The 19,949-nt window shown below is 36.3% G+C and carries 18 protein-coding genes; all 18 read right to left on the bottom strand.

All coding sequences use genetic code 11. The annotated features are described in order from the left end of the window. Positions 1-2: 2 nt before the first annotated feature. The 18 genes from ACQKIM_RS00955 to ACQKIM_RS00870 all read right to left on the bottom strand — a co-directional run bounded on the left by ACQKIM_RS00955 (position 3) and on the right by ACQKIM_RS00870 (position 19,884). Positions 3-1,112 (bottom strand): AI-2E family transporter, encoded by a 1,110-nt coding sequence (locus ACQKIM_RS00955; RefSeq protein ID WP_427537688.1) that lies wholly within the window; start codon positions 1,110-1,112, stop codon positions 3-5. A 180-nt stretch (positions 1,113-1,292) separates the two neighbouring features. Then, the gene (locus ACQKIM_RS00950) at positions 1,293-2,990 is read right to left on the bottom strand and encodes a M3 family oligoendopeptidase (RefSeq protein ID WP_427537686.1); all 1,698 of its coding nucleotides are present in this window, start codon (positions 2,988-2,990) and stop codon (positions 1,293-1,295) included. A gap of 74 nt (positions 2,991-3,064) precedes the next feature. Continuing rightward, positions 3,065-3,640: a YdcF family protein gene (locus ACQKIM_RS00945; RefSeq protein WP_427537683.1), complete on the bottom strand. Its 576-nt coding sequence runs from the start codon at positions 3,638-3,640 to the stop codon at positions 3,065-3,067. Positions 3,641-3,726: 86 nt separating this feature from the next. Beyond that, the gene (locus ACQKIM_RS00940) at positions 3,727-5,469 is read right to left on the bottom strand and encodes a methyl-accepting chemotaxis protein (RefSeq protein ID WP_427537680.1); all 1,743 of its coding nucleotides are present in this window, start codon (positions 5,467-5,469) and stop codon (positions 3,727-3,729) included. Positions 5,470-5,760: 291 nt separating this feature from the next. Then, the gene (locus tag ACQKIM_RS00935; protein WP_427537677.1) at positions 5,761-7,056 is read right to left on the bottom strand and encodes an arsenic transporter; all 1,296 of its coding nucleotides are present in this window, start codon (positions 7,054-7,056) and stop codon (positions 5,761-5,763) included. A gap of 52 nt (positions 7,057-7,108) precedes the next feature. Beyond that, positions 7,109-7,828, bottom strand: coding sequence for a YebC/PmpR family DNA-binding transcriptional regulator (locus ACQKIM_RS00930; protein WP_427537674.1), 720 nt, complete (start codon positions 7,826-7,828; stop codon positions 7,109-7,111). Positions 7,829-8,032: 204 nt separating this feature from the next. Next, positions 8,033-8,497, bottom strand: a complete 465-nt coding sequence (locus ACQKIM_RS00925) for a low molecular weight protein-tyrosine-phosphatase (RefSeq protein ID WP_427537671.1) — start codon at positions 8,495-8,497, stop codon at positions 8,033-8,035. 107 nt (positions 8,498-8,604) lie between these two features. Continuing rightward, positions 8,605-9,213 carry a lysophospholipid acyltransferase family protein gene (locus ACQKIM_RS00920; protein ID WP_427537668.1) on the bottom strand — a complete coding sequence of 203 codons (609 nt, stop codon included), beginning with the start codon at positions 9,211-9,213 and terminating at the stop codon, positions 8,605-8,607. Positions 9,214-9,298: 85 nt separating this feature from the next. Then, positions 9,299-11,218, bottom strand: coding sequence for a 3'-5' exonuclease (locus ACQKIM_RS00915; RefSeq protein WP_427537665.1), 1,920 nt, complete (start codon positions 11,216-11,218; stop codon positions 9,299-9,301). Positions 11,219-11,313: 95 nt separating this feature from the next. Further along, positions 11,314-12,144, bottom strand: coding sequence for a putative RNA methyltransferase (locus tag ACQKIM_RS00910; RefSeq protein ID WP_427537662.1), 831 nt, complete (start codon positions 12,142-12,144; stop codon positions 11,314-11,316). Further along, entirely contained in the window at positions 12,145-13,530 is a 1,386-nt protein-coding gene (locus tag ACQKIM_RS00905; RefSeq protein WP_427537659.1) for an MATE family efflux transporter, read from the bottom strand. It abuts the gene before it with no gap. A gap of 149 nt (positions 13,531-13,679) precedes the next feature. Then, entirely contained in the window at positions 13,680-14,447 is a 768-nt protein-coding gene (locus tag ACQKIM_RS00900) for a tyrosine-protein phosphatase (protein WP_427537656.1), read from the bottom strand. Between the two features lie 173 nt (positions 14,448-14,620). After that, positions 14,621-15,151, bottom strand: coding sequence for a hypothetical protein (locus ACQKIM_RS00895; RefSeq protein ID WP_427537653.1), 531 nt, complete (start codon positions 15,149-15,151; stop codon positions 14,621-14,623). Positions 15,152-15,167: 16 nt separating this feature from the next. After that, entirely contained in the window at positions 15,168-16,400 is a 1,233-nt protein-coding gene (locus tag ACQKIM_RS00890) for an aminopeptidase (protein WP_427537650.1), read from the bottom strand. Positions 16,401-16,421: 21 nt separating this feature from the next. Next, positions 16,422-17,081 (bottom strand): ABC transporter permease, encoded by a 660-nt coding sequence (locus ACQKIM_RS00885; RefSeq protein ID WP_427537647.1) that lies wholly within the window; start codon positions 17,079-17,081, stop codon positions 16,422-16,424. 102 nt (positions 17,082-17,183) lie between these two features. Continuing rightward, positions 17,184-18,122 carry an ABC transporter ATP-binding protein gene (locus tag ACQKIM_RS00880; RefSeq protein WP_427537644.1) on the bottom strand — a complete coding sequence of 313 codons (939 nt, stop codon included), beginning with the start codon at positions 18,120-18,122 and terminating at the stop codon, positions 17,184-17,186. 577 nt (positions 18,123-18,699) lie between these two features. Then, entirely contained in the window at positions 18,700-19,245 is a 546-nt protein-coding gene (locus ACQKIM_RS00875; protein ID WP_427537641.1) for a glutathione peroxidase, read from the bottom strand. 90 nt (positions 19,246-19,335) lie between these two features. Then, positions 19,336-19,884, bottom strand: a complete 549-nt coding sequence (locus ACQKIM_RS00870; protein WP_427537638.1) for a hypothetical protein — start codon at positions 19,882-19,884, stop codon at positions 19,336-19,338. Between the last annotated feature and the right edge of the window lie 65 nt (positions 19,885-19,949).

Genomic DNA, 19,949 nt, shown 5'->3' with positions numbered 1-19,949 from the left:
TCCTATACTGACTTCGTAGCCCTTTTCTTAATTGCGTTACGTTGATCATAAATATTGGATACGATAACCTTTAATACGGCATAAAATGGCACAGCAATAATAATTCCGATAAAGCCCGCAATATTACCTGCTGCTAAAATTATCGTAATAACTGTTAAAGGATGTATATCTAGTGTTTTTCCCATAACATTTGGTGTTATAAAGTTACTATCAATTTGCTGCGCAACTAGTGTTACAACTGATACCCATATTACAAGAACTGGATCCTGTATTACTGCAACAATTAAAGCTGGTGTAAAGGCAATCCAAGGTCCAATAAACGGAATCATATTCATAAAGAAAGCGAATATGACAAGGAGCAACGAATACTCTAAACCAATAATTAAATATCCAACGTACATAATAAGCGCTAATAAAAAGCTAATTTGCAGTTGTCCTTGAATATAGCTACGTAGAACATCATCAATTTCACTTAACGTTTTTTTAATCCATTCACGACGTTCACCACTGAAATATTTATATATCGAAGGCGCAAATTTTTCGTGATCCTTCAACATAAAAATAAAGAAGAATGGAATTAAAATAGCTAATAAGGAGACAGACACTATAGATTGTAAGAAGGAGACAAGCCCTTTACTCGCAACCACAGCAATATCCTGCACAGAATTTGCCATCTTATCAATAATATCTTTTAACTGTGTTGGGAAGTTATCCTTATTTTGCAACAGATAGTCCGTTGCATCTTGAATACTCATACTAATACTTGCACTTATATTCGCACTAATCATAGGTGCATTCTTTACTAATTTATTGACCTGCTCTGCAATCGGATTTCCTACAATCCATCCAAAGATACCTGCAATAGCAATCAATCCTATAATAATTGTTAATATACTTGCCCACCGCGGGAATTTACGTTTTTCCAAAAATCGCTGAATTGGCTCTGTCACGTAGTATAAAACACCACCAAGTAATAGAGGCACAAAAATCGCTTTTAATAGGATGACTAGCGGTGAAAAAATCCATTGAATCTCCACAAAATATTTAATGATTAGTAGTGTTAATAATATCCCTACGCCTACTTGAAACCAAACTTTTCTTGTCACTCTCATTCACTTCCTTTTTTCACAGTTACTGAAAATACTACTGATATATTAACCATTTCGCAAGTATCCTAGTATTGATTGTCAAAATAAAATTTACTATCCATTCGCAACTAAAAAATCCGCACACTTTCACAAGTATTTATCCAGTGAAAGTGTCACGAATTTAAATAGTTAATTGTATAAGATTTATAGTGCCGCGTCGTCTACAGAATTTAGGTATGCCTTAATTTCACCAATTACTGATTCAACACATCCATCCTCAAATGGCGATATTAAGCCAGCCTCTTTTACAAGCTTCGTGAAGGACATAGAACCACCTAATCCACATAAATGAATATAGTCCTTCCAAGCTTCCTCAAACTCTTCTCTTGAGCGTTTCCAGAACTGGAAGGCACAAATTTGTGCTAGCGTGTAGTCAATATAATAGAACGGGCTTGCATAAATGTGACCCTGACGCTGCCAAATTCCTCCTGCCTCAAGGTAGCTGTTATGATCATAGTCACGATGAGGTAAATAGGTTTCCTCAATTTTCTTCCATGCTGCCTTACGCTCAGCTGGAGTCATTGTTGGATTTTCGTATATAACATGTTGGAATTCATCTACCGCTACACCGTATGGTAAAAATAATAGACCGCTACTTAAATGTGTAAATTTATATTTCTCTGTATCCTCTTTAAAGAACAGCTCCATCCAAGGCCATGTGAAAAACTCCATACTCATTGAGTGAATTTCACAAGATTCAAATGTTGGCCATAAGTATTCTGGGATACCGATGTCACGGCTCGAATACACTTGGAAGGCATGTCCTGCTTCATGTGTTAATACATCTATATCACCTGAAGTACCATTAAAGTTTGAGAAGATAAATGGTGAATGATAGTTTTCGATAAATGTACAATATCCTCCGCTTTCTTTCCCCTTCTTCGCTACTAAGTCCATTAATTCATGATCAATCATGAAATTGAAGAATTCACCCGTTTCAGGTGATAACTCCTCATACATTTTTTTGCCGTTCTCAACAATCCAAGCTGGATCACCTTTTGGAGTTGCATTTCCAGATAAAAAGTTTAACGCTTCATCATAGAATTTAAAATCAGAAATACCGATACGCTTTGCCTGACGTTCATACAGCTCTGAAGCTACTGGTACAATTAAATCACGAACCTGATCTCGGAATTTCTTTACCATATCTGCATTATAATCAATACGGTTCATGCGAACATAGCCTAGTTCCACATAATTTTTATAGCCTAATTTAACGGCAATTTCATGACGTACCTTTACAAGCTCGTCATAGAGTCGATCAAATTCTTCTTCATGCTCAGCAAAAAAGCCAAAGCGTGCATCTGTTGCTGATTTACGTATTTCACGATCAGTAGACTCTGCATATGGTCCAAGCTGAGCAAGTGTTAATGTCTCCCCATTAAAATCAATCTGTGCAGAAGCTACTAGTTTATTATATTCTGATACAAGCTTGTTCTCCTTTTGCATTAAATCAATCACTATTGGTGAAAAGCCTTTAATTTGATAAGTTGCTAAGTCGAATAGCTGCTGTCCCCATTTATCCTCTAATTGTTCACGGAATGGAGAAGCAATCAATGCTTTATAATATTCTGTAGTTACCTCTTCTAGCTCGGGACCCACCTCATCGAAATAATCACGCTCCGCTTGATAAAATTCTTCATTTGTATCAATTGATGCATGAATATACACTAAATTCGCCATTGTAGCATAATCATTACTTAAAGTGTTTAATTGTTGAATGATGCTGCTTTGCTCATCCATCGTCTGCGCATGTTTAAATTGCTCAATTAAAGATAATTGCTGCTCTTTCATTTCTTCAATATTTGGACGACGATATTCATAGTCTTTAAACGTTTTCATAGAAGTCCTCACTTTCTGTCGCATCCACCGTTATATTTCTATTATATGCCAAATATCTAGTATTAAGAAACAATTTAATTGCCAATTATATATGTTTTTAATAGTGCTGCTCTTTCTCGTAGCTTTAACTTTGCTTCTACTGATTTTGGTGTTTTGGCTGCCACAACATCTACCTCTAAACCTAATGTTTCAGCTAAATATTTTGCTCGCTTTAAATGAAAATCATTTGAGACAATCGTAATATGCTTCGTTTCCTTCGGCAGTAGTTCTTTTGAAAATAGTAAATTCTCATAGGTTGATGTAGATTGATCTTCCATTATTATCCTACTAGCTTCAATGCCATTGCGTAGTAAATATTCAAGCATAACTGAAGCCTCTGCCTGATCTTCATCCGGCCCTTGTCCGCCAGAAACAATTACTTTGACATGAGGGTATTTCTTTAGATACTTCACAGCCTCTTCCAATCTATTTTTCAATGAAAGCGATGGAACGCCCCCTGGTTTTACCTTTGCTCCTAGTACAATCATGTATGCGGCTTTTCCGTTCGCAGCTGGCTGAACACCTTCTTTCATCTCTTCACCCAGCCAAATATAAATGCCAATACATATGACAACGCTTAGTATTCCTAGTCTTATCACCCATTTTTTCATATTATTTTCCTCCCTTACCTTTTAATAACGTTAGGTAAAGAAAAAAGGATGCCTGTACTATGCTACGGTACAAACATCCTGTTAAATTATCTTAATATGAAGCGTTTAATCGATTCTTGTAATGCCGTTATTTCATCTGTTAAATCATTCGAAGATTCACTAACCAGTTGAATTGCACGCTGTTGCTCATCGACGGAGGCTGTTACCTCCTCTGATGCAGCAGCATTTTTCTCACTGATCATGGCAATACTTTCAATAGAGTGCATAATGTGATTTTTCGAGTTATTCAAGTATGCTACACCCTCAGTCATATCCCCAATGACTGCAATAATTTTCTCTACTGCTAATTCAATTTCCTTAAATGAGGATTCAGTAATAGCCACAGAGTCGTTTTGCTGACGAACAATTACATTTGTTTTCTTCATCTCGTCGTTTACTAAATTGGTTTCGCTTTCAATTCCCTTTAGTGTTGTTCGAACTAGTTCTGTTGCAACAGATGTTTGGTCAGCAAGCTTCCTTACCTCCTCTGCCACAACGGCAAATCCCTTACCATGTTCACCAGCTCTAGCTGCCTCAATGGATGCATTTAATGCAAGAAGATTTGTTTGATCCGAAATTTCAGTAATCGTACCGACAATCCCTTCAATTTCTCTTACCTTCTCAATTAAACTGCTGAATACTGATTGAACTGTATGAATTAATGCAGAAGATTCTTGTGATTTCTCTTTTAAACCGTTTAAGTTGACAAGCCCTTCCAGATTAGATTGTTTCATATGTTGAGAGGCGTCGAGTATTAATTCATTTTTATCATGCAGTACTTCAATCTGTTGCGCAAAATTAATAGCCGTTCGATTTGTATCCTCAGAATCTGAAGCTTGCTTTACAGCCCCTTTTGAAACCTCATTTATTGCCTTTACTATTTCATCCCCATAAGCATTTGTTTCCTCAGCCACAGATGTTAAATTAGACGACGTTGATTGAATCTCAACAATGGCTTCCTCTACATCCGTAATTAATGTTTTTAATTGATCAACCATTTCATTAAAGCCTTCATTTAGCTGCCCAATTTCATCTGAGCGTTGTAGATTTTCAATTTCAACAGTTAGATTCCCTTTAGCTACTTCACGCACACGTTTAGATAACTTTTGAACAGGTACAGCCAAATGTCTAGAGACCATTATAACAACTACTGTTCCAATAATGGCGGCTCCTAATAACGTAATGCCAATAACAAATAATAATGAATTAGCTTCCTTATTAAAGTCTTGCATATATGTACCTGATGCTATGATCCATCCCCAGTTAGGATCCTTCGCAGAATAAATAATTTTATCAGCTAATACATCTTGACCAGGCAGCTGGAATTCATACTCCGTGAAACCTCCTCCCGCAAGTGCTTTTTCTGTTACTTCACGAATAAAATATTTACCGCTGCTATCCTGATCACCCCACAGATTATCCCCTTCTCTAGTTGGATGAGTTGTTAATGTCCCCTTGTCATCTAAGACATAAATATAGCCGTACTCTCCTAAGTCTCCAGGATAATTAATCGGCCGCTTTCCTTCACTATCCTTTGGTCCGAGAAATGCCTCACGCACTCGCTCCTGTGCCTCCCCTAAAGGGATGTCCCCTTTTTCTACACTTTCATTTGCGAGCTCGATTAATTGCAAAGCAGATTCAACACTATTTTTAATAACTTGCTCCCCAATATCTTCCATACCATTTTTTGCTTTACCGTAACTAACTAAACCAATAATTAAACTAGGTATTATTAATAATGCTAGTGAAATGATAATCAGTTTCCCCTGTATCGAACGTAAAAACTTCATGCTTTGACCCCCTTTTTTTCTCGTTCAACAAATGTATTATTATATATTATGTTATGGTTTGAAAATTTTCACAATGGGTAAAACACATTTATGCACGAATTATTTGATTATTTACACAAATATGCTTATATTCATACTTTTATGCTTAACAAAAAAGCTATCTTTCTACAGGGTAAGCCCTCATTGAAAAATAGTTTTTTGACTTTTATCCTAATTTAAATGTATTGATTGCCTTTATAACTTCCTTAGATGTTCTATTGAGTTATTTTTTCAACTATTTCGACTTCATTTCTATGATATTAGAGTTATCCAAGCAACTAATGCTAGTAAAGTAGCGAAAAGAGTCGGGATTGTTAGAATTATACCTATTTTCATATACTGCACCCAGCTTATTTGAATATCCTTCTGCGCCAATATATGTAGCCATAACAATGTTGCAAGTGAGCCGATGGGTGTCATTTTGGGACCTAAATTGGAGCCAATGATATTCGCATAAATTAGCCCTTCTTTTATAATCCCTGTAGCATTAGTCTCTGCAATGGCTAACGCATCAATCATGACAGTAGGTAAGTTATTCATGACAGCTGACAATATTGCGGCAGCAAACCCCATCGTAATTGTCGAGACAACTAATCCGTGTTGAACAGCATGCTCTAATAGATCTGCAAGTAACCCCGTCATCCCAACATTTTTCAAGCCATAAACCACCACATACATCCCAATAGAAAAGAACACAATATTCCATGGTGCTCCTTTCACAACCCGCTTTGTATCGACCGTATCACTTTTGCGCGCAAGCCAGAAAAAGATTGCCGCTACACCACATAAAATAAAGGATACTGGGATTGTTAAAAGCTCACTTGTAAAGAAACCAAGTAATAGAATAGCTATCACATACCAAGAAAGTGAAAATAATTTTTGATCACGAATTGCTAGTTTCGGGTTTTCAACTGCCTCTAATGAATAGACTTTGGGAATTGAACGATGAAAAACTATATAAAGTACAATAATGCTTATCAATAAAGAAATAATATTTGGTAGAAACATATGAAGGGCATACTCCATAAAACCTATATCAAAATAATCTGCTGACACAATGTTTGTTAAATTACTAATAACTAAGGGTAATGAAGTGGTGTCTGCTATAAAGCCACTCGCAATAATGAATGGAAAAATCATTTTTTCAGTTAAATGTAGCTTACGAACCATAGCTAAAACAATTGGAGTTAGTATCAATGCTGCTCCATCATTTGCAAATAAAGCTGCAACAATAGCTCCAAGGCAGGCAATATAAATAAACAACCGAATACCGCTGCCCTTAGCGAGTCGTGCCATATGTAGAGCTGCCCACTCAAAAAAACCGATTTCATCTAAAATAAGGGAGATTAAAATAATTCCAATAAATGATAATGTAGCATTCCAAACTATGCCTGTAACCTCTAAAACATCATGCCAAGTAACAATCTTTAGTACCAATGCAAGTAGAGCCCCTATACAGGCAGACCAACCTATAGATAATTGACGTGGCTGCACTATTACAAAAAATAATGTTGCTATAAATAAAACAATTGCTAAAAAAGTTTGCACAGGTCTCCCCCTAATTAAAAACCAGTAGCGTTTATGCTACTGGTTTTCTTAATTATTCGCCTAAATCTGCATTATGGAAAACATTTTGTACGTCTTCTAAATCTTCTAATGCATCAATTAATTTTTCGAATTTAACTATATCGTCACCTGTTAATTCTACCTCTGTTTGTGGAAGCATGGATAGCTCTGCTACAGTGAATTCCTGTACACCAGCAGCTTTTAAAGCTTCTTGTGCAGCAAAGAATTGATCTGGCTCTGCATAAATAATAACTGTATCCTCTTCTTCTAGAATATCACGTGCATCAACATCCGCTTCCATTAAAATTTCAAGAACTTCATCTGCTGACTTGCCCTCTAAACCGATTACTGCTGTAGAATCAAACATGTAAGCAACCGACCCACTTACACCCATGTTCCCATTATTTTTACCAAATGCTGCACGTACATCTGAAGCTGTACGATTAACATTATTAGTTAAAGCATCGACGATAATCATTGTGCCTGCTGGTCCGAATCCTTCATAACGTAATTCATCATAGTTTTCATCACCAGCGCCCTTTGCCTTTTCAATTGCTTTTTCAATAATATGCTTAGGAACACTGTATGTTTTTGCTCGTTCAAGAACAACTTTAAGCGCACGGTTTGATTCAGGATCTGGTTCGCCCGATTTAGCTGCCACATAAATTTCGCGTCCAAATTTTGCATAGATGCGACTTGTACTTTGGTCTTTAGACGCTTTCTTTTCTTTAATATTGTTCCACTTACGACCCATTGTTTCCACTCTCTTTCAACTTGTAAGTTTATCAAAATCATAGATGCAAAATTACACATCTGTATATGGTAATTAAATACTTATCGTATCTTTACTCTGCAAATAATAACATAAAATACGCTTACAAAGCTAGGTATACCAATGTTTAACACAAAAAATAAATTGTGAAATTTTGCGTTATTAAGGCGCCTGACCATCAATTTCCTACAGTTTTTGTTCTCCTTTGATTTTTTCTAGCAAAGCATAGCAGCCCTCTAAAACTAAATCATAGGTTTCTTGAAAATTCCTCGTATAGTATGGATCAGGTACATCTTTTTGATGGACAGTTAAATCTAAAAAACGAAAAATCTTTGGAGAATCTGGATTACCTAGCATTTCTCGAATATTGCGTATATTACTTTCATCCATACCAATAATGTAATCAAATTTTTCAAAGTCTGTCTTGTGCAATTGGCGGCCTTGTATTCCTTTTATCGAGATGCCGTATTCTTTAAGCTTCTCTTGAGTTCCTTTGTGAGGAGGTTCACCAATATGCCAAGAGCTTGTAGCGGCTGAATCCACTGCTATTTTATGAGTCAAGCTCTCTTTCCCAACTAAATTACGCATAACTGCTTCCGCCATTGGTGAGCGACAAATATTACCCAAACATACAAAAAGTACATGAATCATTTTCCGTATCCTCCTACAGCAAAGCACCCAAAATCAAATGTGATTCTGAGTGCCTTTTTATTTGAATCTACTAACGTTCAGTGAATCTTCTCAAAATAACGGTGATTTTATCTTTTCCCTGCTGCAATGCGCTGTTCTAATTCCTCTGTTAGAGACATTAGTTCATGCTCTAATCGATGAGTAAATTCATCGCGTCCTTCTTTGCCTTTCCCTGTTACATAAAAGGGTTCACCATAAATTAGATAACCTTTTCCACGTTTAAAAACGTCACCAACATTACGCGCACCAACATAAGCAGCTGGTACAATTTGCGCTTTGGACAGCTGTGCTATTGTAATGGCACCCTGCTTTAAATCTTTTCCTTCTGTACTCCTAGTACCTGAAGGGAATATGCCCACAATTTTACCCTCTTTCAATAACTGTGAAGGAATTTTAATAACACTAGGGCCAGGATTATCACGATCCACGGGGAAGGCATTTAAACGATTAACAAGCCAGCCAAGTCCCTTCATTTCAAATAATTGCTTTTTAGCCATAAAATGAATTTCTTTAGGATACATCGCAACCCCTAAATTTAAAATATCAACATAACCTGTATGGGTACATGCAATAATATACCCGCCTTCTTTTGGTAAGTTTTCTTCCCCATATACGCGAGCCTTTGAGCCCATTAATTTTAAAAATACTTTGACAACATTTGCTGCTAATTTATACACTGTTTCATTCCTACCTTATTTCAATAGTTATCCCCATTGTAATCGAAAAGACCAGTATACTGCAATTGCATAAGTTCTTTCGAAGTTATCCGCTATAACTATCTTTATTATCTATCGTCCTTCTTGTCAGAACAATTTCATCAAAGTATTGTGTATAGGCAGAATCACCTGAATAGGATAAACATAAATATTGCTTTGCACGTGTCATACCAATATAGAGACGTGAAGCTTCCTGTTCTAAATCTTCCTCTAGATACCAAGGAGTATTGTCAAGATTCACGATAAATACTACTTGAAAATCCAAGCCTTTACTGCTATCAATTGTACTAATTTTGACCGATTCTTCATTGCGCTCAAATGCACGTTTGCTGTCAGCTGATTCTGCAATCCAATAATACGGAATATTTATTTCCCGTAGCTTCTGCTGTAAAATGGCTACATAATCCTGTCCCTTACTCTTTCGTACCCTGTATAAAATAAGGATTTCATGATATGGAATTTTCTTTTCAATATGCAATTTTCGAATTTGTAATGCTACAATTTGAGCCTCTTCAAAGAAATTATTGCGACGAATTATTGCTGGTTCTTCTCCTTTACGTCTTGTACTTTGCGGGGCAATAATTTCGCCCTCCATCTCCTTTGACACAACCTTATTTTTAAGTACTGAGAAATGTTGATAAAAATCCCAGGCAAACTTCACAATTTGAGCTGTATTACGATAATTAATACTTAATACTCTTGATCGACCCTGGAAGCTTAAACCTGTATCTTGAATATAAGAGCGCGCTCGTTTATATATTGATTGGGCACGGTCCTCAACTAAGAGTAGTGACATGGTATCAGGATTTAATAAATTTGCCACTAGTTTAAACCATTCACCTTCAAAATCCTGCCCCTCATCAATCATAATAGCATCGTATTTTGGTAAGATAGCTTCTCCCTTCTCTAGCTTTTCTAGTAAAAGTGGTATTCTTTCTTCAGAAGTTTTTAAATCCTTTCTTAAAAATGCATGAAAATTGCGGACTTGTATTTGATGTGATTTCTCTTGGAAGCCATCTGTTCCTTGAGAAAAATCAAAATCAAACAAACTATCAGGGGTGTGCATCATATGAAAAATCATTTGCTCTATTGCCCTAGCGAGAGAAATATTGTAGCACAAAATCAGTATTTTCCAATCAGGATGCTGCTTAGCTAAAATTTTGGCTCTAGCTGCCAAAATTAAGGTTTTACCACTCCCAGCCACTCCACGGATTAGTCGATTTTTATCTCCAATCTGCTTTGCTAATTTTTCCTGATGTAAATCCATTGTTTTTATATCATGTAATGACAGCAATAATTGATCTTGATAAGGGACAGGTGCTTTAAATTCCGCACTTATTCTGACCTCTGGGAATAGGTGATAGCGTATTCTATTGATATCCTCTGGAGATAGTGGTTCTTTTAATCGGAATGGCATACTGAACATATCTATAATCTTTTCAAAGAGATTTTCCTCTGAAAAACCTTCATAGTCTGGATCAATTTCATCTCTAGTTAAACAGAAGTTGGGCTCCACTATACTATAAAGATCATGTTCAATAAAATCACTTTGTGTCATTCTTTTAAATACTGCACCTGCTCCACATGGGAATTTAAGTTTAAATTGATATTTACCTTCCAACTGTACAAGACCTTTATCCTTTTTAAGTGCATCACATATATGGAACATATAGTCTTTTGCTTGCTTATATGGACTTTTTACCGTTGTTTGATTCCCTTTAGCAGAACGAATCATCCAAGTATCCTGGTTTACATGCAATAAGGTATGCTTAGTGTAATCCTTCACCTCAAGTACAATTAACCCTAAATCAGGACCTAAAATAACAAAATCCGGTCTTCTACCTAAAATTTCAGGCTCATAGTAAACAACATAATCATCAGGCAGAAATTCCTTCAATGTTCGAAAAAGTAAGCGCTCACCAGTTGTTGCAGTGGAACGTATTGTTTCCGGCATGGTCATTGCCATACGCACACCTCCATCTTCTATTACCTTACTTACTTCTTCTCCAGAAACGACAAAACTCCTGTTTTTTTCACAGGAGTTTCCAAATTTCTTTATAATTATACACGGCCCACTAATATATCAACATCAATCGTGATTTCATGTAAATGGATAGCAGCACCTTCTTTTTTATGCCACCCCATTGGCGTCATTTCAAGCAATGCTGGAACCAGTTCAGTAGCGAGTGGTGTCGTATAGGTAATTCGCTTAACACTTACATCCATAAAGCTTTCTGTAAAACGAGCAACTATTTGGTCATTTGAATAGGACTCCTTGTCCGAATCCGCATATAATTGTGCTCGAAGCTCATGTAAATACTTACTTTGAGGGACAACTTTTACTACGCAACCACCCGGAGCTAGTAAACGTTTAAATTCTTCGTAATTTGCAGGTGATAGAATATTTAAAATGGCATCAAAGCTCGATTTTGCAAATGGACTTCTCGCCAAATCACCCACACACCAAATCTGCTCTGGATAATGTCTAGATGCAGCAAGTATGCCTTCCTTCGCAATATCAATACCCACACCAATGCCTTTTTTATCATACATTATACGGGCTAAATGTGAGCCCTCCCCACAGCCAGTATCAAGCACGGTTTGTGCAGGAGCTATTAATTCTATAATTTTATCTTCAACCTCATCATACATACCACTATCAATAACCTTCTTCCGAGACTCAAAGAGCTCCTTGCTATATTTTGAAGCAGCTCCATGTGTCAGCATATTAATGTAGCCTTGCTTGGCAATATCAAAAGAATGATTGGCTGAACAAACCATTCTCCCTTGCTCCTGTATCGTCATGGACTCCTGACAAATCGGACAAGCAAAAAGTGATAGATTATTATTCATTAAAGCCGCTCCAGCAGCTCGTTTAGAAAGTGCCCCCATTTAATGTGCCTCCTTCTGTTCTGTTGGCGAAACAAGTGCATAACGCTCCCATTTACGACTTTTCCATCTAAAGTATACGATAATTGCTCGCATCCATTCATCTGCTGATATCGCTAGCCAAATGCCTACTAGACCCCAATCTAAAACAAAGACGAAAAAATAGCCCAATGGAAGACTCATACAAACCATTGATAAAAAGCCAATCTTCACAGGAAATCTAGCATCACCAGAGGCACGTAATGAGTTAATAACCACGATATTCATCGTACGCCCCGTCTCAAGCAGAATACTTAATGCTAGTACAGAAGCTCCAATAGCAATAACCTCTGAATTATTCGTAAAAACATGCATTAATGGCTTACGGAATATTGTCACAACAGCCACCATTACAAATGTAAATATAAAAGCTGCACGAACACTTTTCCAAAGCTGTCGATAGGCCTGGTCTTTATTGCCAGCACCAACATTACGACCAATAATAATGGCTGTTCCTGTACCAATTGCAATGGCAAATAAATACGTAAACATTGAAATATTCATTGCATATTGTCTTGCTGCCAGTGTCTCTGCCCCTAAATACGTTGCATAGTATAAGAAGACGATTTGACAGAACTGATAAAGCACCTGCTCAAATGCAGATGGCAGACCGATGTTTAATATTTTTCGAATATACTCCTTTGAATACTCAAAATAATATTCAAGCTTCACTCTTACCTCCATCACCTGATACAGCAGCCAGAAAAACACGAGTACTGCTAATCCACGGCTGACAACGGAGGAAATAGCTGCTCCCTTTACACCTAGTTCTGGTAATCCTAAGTTACCAAAGATTAAACCGTAATTTAATATAACATGCAGCACATTCATCCCTAATGATACATACATTGTTTGTTTCGTCCAACCATGCACACGAATTATTGCTGCTAACGCATTGATAATTGCCTGTAAAAAAATAAAGCTTCCTATGATGACTAAATAGCTTTGTGCATATTTAAGTACTTCTCCCTGTAAGTTCATCATTGTCATTAAATGACTTGCAAAGAAGAAGAAAAGTACACTCATGATAATTCCTACAATCATGTTCATCGTAACTGCTAAAGCTGATATTTTCGCAGCTTCAAAAAAACGCTTTGAACCTAAATATTGAGATACAACAATTGATGCACCATTACCAACTACTTCAAGTATTAAAATCGCAATATGAATATATTGATTTGCTGCGCCAACCCCTGATACAGCATTATCAGATAAAGCGCTGAGCATAAAAGTATCGGCAAGTCCCATTAACATAAATAAAAATACTTCTAAGAAAATTGGCCAAGTTAAATGAAATAAGCTTAACTTGTTTGTGTCTTTACTATCACTTTCTTTTACTGTTGCTGCCAATACATTTCACTTCTCCTATTTCCATTAAAATAAATAGTATCTTATCATAGATTTCGTGACTGTAAAGAATTTTCTAAAGTAGTTGAAAAATAAAACAGCCTATTCCACTCAAAAACCCCTCTCACCATACCATGTGAAAGGGGTTCCTATCATGTTAAACAATTGGCCTGTAATTGCTTACGTTTATCCGCTGTTAAACCGAATTCCTGCTCTAAAAAGTCCTCCTTTGAACCATACCGTCTATCCATTGCATCAAATGCTGCCTGTAAATAATCCTCACGAGCTGACATCAATGCGTAAAATTGCTGTAATTCTTGATCATTATAATGTTGTTGAATGTTCTGAGCCATTCTTTCAACCATTGGACGTAAATGAATATTTGTATCTAAATAGTCCTCCATAATCGATTCCTCTGGTACATCTAAGGCCAGTAAAATAAGTGCACCACCGATGCCTGTTCGATCCTTTCCTACTGCACAATGATGAACTAGCCCAAGATTATTCGGATTTTGAATAATCGTCATTAACTCTTTAAAAGAAGCATTATTAAAGGGCATCTGTGCATAAAATTCTTGGAACATCTCTGGACTAACAACTTTATAAAAATCTTTCCCACCAGTGTTTGTTGGCATTTCAAAAGCATGGTTACCCTTTGCTGGTATTTGAATATAGTGAGCCTGCGGAAAAATGGGATTAGGATTGTTTTGAGCTTCATGGTTGTCACGATAGTCAAATATCGTTTTCACACCTAATGTATCAAAAAGCTGCTTATCTGCTGGCGTCATCTTACCAAGAGCTGCTGAACGAAAAAACATACGATTCTTTACGACACGACCATCTCTTGCTTTATACCCGCCCATATCACGAAAATTATAGACTGCTTCAAATGGAATAACCTTCACATCAAACTGTTTCATTCATTACCCCTCCCATAATTGCAAGCATTATTATCTTTATTTTATAGAACGAATCGCAAGAATACCAATTTTTGCACTATGAATTCAAAGATTTATTCACTACATTAAAATAAAACTCCAACAATCATCCTTTAAAATGATGTTGGAGTTTTAATTTGCCAATTACGCTCGCGTCATAAATTTTTCTGATTTTCACTTTTTTTATAAAAACCTTCTATAAATTTCATTAATTTTCCAAACTCCACCGAAAAAATATCCTGTATACCGAAATATCCATCACTGTTCCCTATTATATTAGCGAATTTTTTATAGAGTCGATGGATATATTCATGGTGACGATAAGCATAAAATTGAACTTCCTTTACATCCTTATGTTCTTCTAAAATATGCTTTAGCATTTGTGAAAAACCCTTAACAAAGGAACGGCTATTTTGATATTCTCTCTTTAATAGAGCACAATCAATAAAGACAATTTCTTTATTTTTAAAATGATCCTCCCGTAATCCCAACGTATAGCTAGCTGCCGCGATTACTTCCTGTTGGCTATTATAAAAGAGCAGTAGATTTGTCTCTTCTATCATGATTGATAAGCTTCCTAGAGTCTCCAAAATGGGATACATATCATCAAACATATTTCTGTTTTGCAAAAAGAAAATCGCAAACTTCTCATAATCCTCTTCTGTCTTACATTTCATTATATGCATACATGTCAACCTCCTTCTAAACAGTAAATTTAGATACCCATTTCCCATGCATTAATATTGGTTCCACTGAGCCGTCATCATAGACACCATTCACTTGTAAATGCTCGGAGCCAATCATAAAATCAACATGGATTATACTAGAATTAATACTATTTTCATGATCTACTCTATCTTCCTCTTTCAAGCCTGATGTATATGCCTGCCCAATCGCTAAATGACAGGATGCATTCTCATCCAATAAAGCATGGTAAAAAATAAGATTACTTGCTGAGATAACAGAGTCATGGGGTACTAATGCAACCTCACCAATATATTTTGCTCCCTCATCCTTATGCAAAATTCCATTTAACGCATCCAGCCCTTTTTCAGCACTGCAATCAATAATTTTCCCATCTTTAAAAGTAAGGGTAAAATCATCAATTATCTGCCCTTCATAAACTAATGGCCTTGTATTTTTAACGACCCCATTAACACCCGTTTTAAGCGGTGTTGTATAAATCTCTTCTGTTGGCATATTACAAATAAATGGTGTTCCATTGTTATTTGTTTCTAAGCCATTCAACCAATGATGATTGTTTGGTAATTCGATTTTTAAGTCTGTGCCTTCACTGATAAAATGTAAATATTGGAAATGCTTATCGTTTAATAATGCTGCCCTTTTATTTAATCCTTCTGTATGCCGCTCCCATGCTGCTATTGGATTTTCATCCTCCAATTTCATTATCTTAAAAAGCTCCTCCCATAGCTGCTCTAGTCTATCCTTTGGCGCCATATGTGGAAAAATGGACTCAGCCCATTTTTCCGTGGGATAAGCGATAACAGTCCAGCTCACTTGCATGTTGATCAATTTTTCAGTAAAGGAACGGAAGGCAATTGCCAAAGCATATTCAGCTTTTTCTACTTTATCGGGATCGATTCCCTCCATGTTTTGTAGATGAGGTGAAATAATATAAAGAAAGGCAGCACCATCACTCGCCATCTCTTCGTAACCTTTTACAAGCCAATCTGGTGTATACCTCAACCCCTGCTCTGACATTAATTCGCACTCTATGCGAGCTAGCTCTTCGTCAATCCATTTTACATAAACAAATTGTGCGCCATTGAGATAAGCATATCGACAAATTCTTCTAACAAAATCAGCAGCAGTAATAGATGCAGAAATGACTAATGTCTGCCCTTGTTGAATATTTATTCCTACTTTTATGACCAACTCCGCATACTGCTCTACCTTATGTTCAAACGTTTTCATTTTATATTAACTCCCTATTATTTATTGAACGCGCCAATGTATTTTTTTACTTATCAATAGATAGGAAATACATGAAAAAATGATTAAAATAAATACTTCTTTAAATAAAGATGCTGTCCATCCTACAGTAAGCATCTCATGAAGGATATTCGCTACATACGTTGTCGGTAGCACATAGGAAATCCATTGAAGAATCCTAGGTAAATCCGTTATTTCTATCATAACTGGAGTTAAAAAAGTGACAAACATCAGTAAAAATTGAGCGACAATATTTGTGAATTGCGGATTTGGCGATAAAAATCCCATTAATACACCAATCCCTACTACACTAAAGATCGCCAATAATGCTACTGGCAGTAGAAGCCACTCGAAATGAAGACTCACACCATAAATACGCTGGCCTAAAATAAATACGATGATAAAGGATGGTAGGGAGGTTAAAATTCCGTAAAATAACAAGGATAATATGAAACTTACTTTACGAATGGGAAGTGATGAGTAATATGTAAAATAGCCTCCAAATTTTTGATAGGAGATATCCTGTCCTAAAATATTCATCCCCATTAACAGAATACTAAAAACCATATTTCCGATAATTAATCGTGCCAACTGTTCTTGACTGGATTCCCCTAGTAGAAAGTTAAGGAAAACTAGTGTAACTACTGGAAAGATTGCAGACATAGCAATAATCCACCATAATTGGTGGCGCACAATGGCGATTTGTATTCGAAAGAGGATGATTAATTCAATAAAAAATTGAGTGAAGGGGTTTGCTCTCAATCGCTATTCACTCCTCTGTTGCCCTTGAAGCATAGAATAGACATCCTCTAGACTTGGTGGTAGCAATGAGTATTGGCTAATGTTTAATGTCTCGTCCTGTATCAAATCAATAACTGTACGAATAGTATTTTTTTCAATAAGCATTGTGAGCTTGATATCCTCTACTAATTCTATTTTCCCGAAAATTTCAAGACTGTCTTGGACCTTTTGAATAGAAGCTTCCTGCGCATAAATTTCTAAACGCATTCTTTGATCCACCCTTCTCTTCAGCTTCTCCACATAATCAATGGCTAAAAGCCTTCCATTATCTATAACAGCTACACGATGTACAACCTTTTCAGCTTCCAAAATATTATGAGTCACTAAAATAATTGTTGTGCCCCTGTGATTAAGCTCACGAATGATCTCCCACACTAATTTCCGTTTTAATGGATCTAGCTCATTTGTAGGTTCATCCAGAATGATGACCGATGCCTGCCCAATCAAAGTCGTTCCCAAGCTAATAAGTCTTCTTTGTCCTCCAGAAAGTTTAGATACTAGCTTATTTCGATATGTCTCCATGCCTAAACGCAGCAGGATTGCCTCCGTCTGCTGCTTCGCTTCCTTTTTAGATAAGCCCTTTAATCTTCCCGTAAAATAAATGGCTTCCCATGTTTTTAAAAATGATAACGCAAAGGTCTCTTGTGAGTAATAAGCGATTTGCTGAATGACGTCCTTTGTATTTCTGGAAACTTCCTGTCCCTGAAATTTCACTGATCCTTCTACAGGTGCTAATTGACCAATCATTTGCTTTATCAAAGTTGTTTTTCCTGCCCCATTTGGTCCTAGAATTCCAATGATTTCTCCTTTATATATGGTCAGTGAAATGCCATCATTCGCTTTATACCTTCCTTTTTTGTAGTAGAAAGTTACATTTTCTAACTCATACACTGGTTCAAGCATACTAAACAGCCTTCCCTGTTAAAATTTTAATAGATGGAGGCCTGACTAAATAAGCCAGACCTTCAAACAAATTATCTACCTATAGGTACTCTATCGCCCGTCCGAGTGGGAGATGCTGTTGGTGGAAACATCATTACTTTTCACCTCACCTTCTATTGAAGAATTAAGAAGGTCAACCACAGATTTTCATGTTAAAAAACCCTCTACTTCAAAATACATTCTGAAGGTTAAAATTAGGTTAAAAAATACAGTTTTTTTATTCAAAAAATACAAAAAAGCTGCCCCTATTTAGAACAGCTTGCTGGTTTAATATTTTTATTTAAATAGCTCAGGATAAACTGATTTTGCCACTAGCTTAGAGACTTCGTACTTGCCGCATCCTCCTGCTTCAGAAGAGTAGTTATATGTTCAAATAAAGGTCGATCTCCTGGCTTGTACAGCTCCATCTTACATAATATGTTATTAAAAAACCCTTCACTACTTGACAATAGGCTACCATTATAATTCCTATACTTACAATTTCTCTCCGAATTCCCAATCATGCTATCTTTAGTAACACATATTATTAAATAAATATTTATAGGATTTTTTCAATAGCCTGCTCGATATCAAGCTGAGAATCTGTAGGCTCAAAGCGTGATACTGTTTTGCCATTTACATCGATTAAGAATTTTGTAAAGTTCCAACGGATATTACGGCCTTCTAAAAAACTAGGCGCTATTTGAAGTATTGCTTCTGCAAGCATTTTTTCCTGCATGCTTGCTTTTCCAAATGAGCGATAATCGACCTCATGCTTCAAATAATTAAACAGTGGATGTGTTGCATCTCCATTGACCTGTACTAACTCAAAAATCGGAAATGTTACACCATAGTTAACCTGACAAAGATGTGTAGTTTGCTCACCATCCTCAGGGTTTTGATTCCCAAATTGATCGCAAGGGAAGCCTAATACAACAAAATTCTCCTTGCCATATTTGTCGTACATTTTTTGTAAGTCTTCGAACTGATATGTAAAACGACATTGATTAGCTGTATTGACAATTAACAGTGTTTTTCCACGGTAGGTCTCCATTGATAAAATCTCACCATTTGGCTTCTTTACTAAATAATTATAAATACTCATGTTTTAATCCCCTTACTTTTTTCCTACATTATAGTAAACTTCCTTCTACTCACAAAAGGATTTGCATTAAAAAAAGCCATTCCATTACTTTTAACGGATGGCTGCCCTATATTTCTTTTTATTTTTCATATCTTGCTCTTCCTCAATTAAACGTTTCACAATGTCCAGCACCTTTGGATTATTCGTGGCATCATATAATTTCTTAAAAGATACTACGATATCATATCGTATTAATGTTGAATGTTTTTCATCTAGACATGTCTGAAACCTTTTAGCCAAATAGGAAACGACTAAATCCCGTTGTACCTGCCCTGCTAAACCTATTTTCCAGATGGCCTGTAGAGTATGCCTTACCGTTTCGATTTTTTCATCATATGTTACAGCCCAAATCTTTAAGAAGTCTTCCAATACCCTTTCTTCTGGATCACTTTTCGCTGCTAATGCACATAAAAACTGTGCTGCAAGCGCGCGCATATGACCATCTTTATATGTAAGAGCTTGAACAAGTTGTTCCCAAACTGCATATGTCCAATCAACTGGTTCCTGCATAATTTTCATCAATTCTTCGTAAGATGCATATTGAATTTCATGGTCACGCTCTGTTAAATTACTAAAAAGCTGCAAAATTTCTTTTTCCATCATTCATCCCTACCTTTATTGTGTCAGAACGTAAAATTTTTATGGTACACTTATCTTAATTTGCG

It is taken from the genome of Lysinibacillus sp. NPDC047702, from assembly GCF_050272555.1.
In the GTDB taxonomy this organism is placed as follows: domain Bacteria; phylum Bacillota; class Bacilli; order Bacillales_A; family Planococcaceae; genus Lysinibacillus.
The sequence above is the reverse complement of the archived record's forward strand: the minus strand, read 5'-3'. Positions and strand labels throughout refer to the sequence as shown.

Bases quoted from the DNA above. Each gene is read 5' to 3' on its own strand.
- ACQKIM_RS00955 (WP_427537688.1), bottom strand. From the start codon at position 1,112: ATGAGAGTGACAAGAAAAGTTTGGTTTCAAGTAGGCGTAGGGATATTA.
- ACQKIM_RS00950 (WP_427537686.1), bottom strand. From the start codon at position 2,990: ATGAAAACGTTTAAAGACTATGAATATCGTCGTCCAAATATTGAAGAA.
- ACQKIM_RS00945 (WP_427537683.1), bottom strand. From the start codon at position 3,640: ATGAAAAAATGGGTGATAAGACTAGGAATACTAAGCGTTGTCATATGT.
- ACQKIM_RS00940 (WP_427537680.1), bottom strand. From the start codon at position 5,469: ATGAAGTTTTTACGTTCGATACAGGGGAAACTGATTATCATTTCACTA.
- ACQKIM_RS00930 (WP_427537674.1), bottom strand. From the start codon at position 7,828: ATGGGTCGTAAGTGGAACAATATTAAAGAAAAGAAAGCGTCTAAAGAC.
- ACQKIM_RS00925 (WP_427537671.1), bottom strand. From the start codon at position 8,497: ATGATTCATGTACTTTTTGTATGTTTGGGTAATATTTGTCGCTCACCA.
- ACQKIM_RS00915 (WP_427537665.1), bottom strand. From the start codon at position 11,218: ATGGCAATGACCATGCCGGAAACAATACGTTCCACTGCAACAACTGGT.
- ACQKIM_RS00910 (WP_427537662.1), bottom strand. From the start codon at position 12,144: ATGGGGGCACTTTCTAAACGAGCTGCTGGAGCGGCTTTAATGAATAAT.
- ACQKIM_RS00900 (WP_427537656.1), bottom strand. From the start codon at position 14,447: ATGAAACAGTTTGATGTGAAGGTTATTCCATTTGAAGCAGTCTATAAT.
- ACQKIM_RS00895 (WP_427537653.1), bottom strand. From the start codon at position 15,151: ATGCATATAATGAAATGTAAGACAGAAGAGGATTATGAGAAGTTTGCG.
- ACQKIM_RS00890 (WP_427537650.1), bottom strand. From the start codon at position 16,400: ATGAAAACGTTTGAACATAAGGTAGAGCAGTATGCGGAGTTGGTCATA.
- ACQKIM_RS00885 (WP_427537647.1), bottom strand. From the start codon at position 17,081: ATGTCTGCAATCTTTCCAGTAGTTACACTAGTTTTCCTTAACTTTCTA.
- ACQKIM_RS00880 (WP_427537644.1), bottom strand. From the start codon at position 18,122: ATGCTTGAACCAGTGTATGAGTTAGAAAATGTAACTTTCTACTACAAA.
- ACQKIM_RS00875 (WP_427537641.1), bottom strand. From the start codon at position 19,245: ATGAGTATTTATAATTATTTAGTAAAGAAGCCAAATGGTGAGATTTTA.
- ACQKIM_RS00870 (WP_427537638.1), bottom strand. From the start codon at position 19,884: ATGGAAAAAGAAATTTTGCAGCTTTTTAGTAATTTAACAGAGCGTGAC.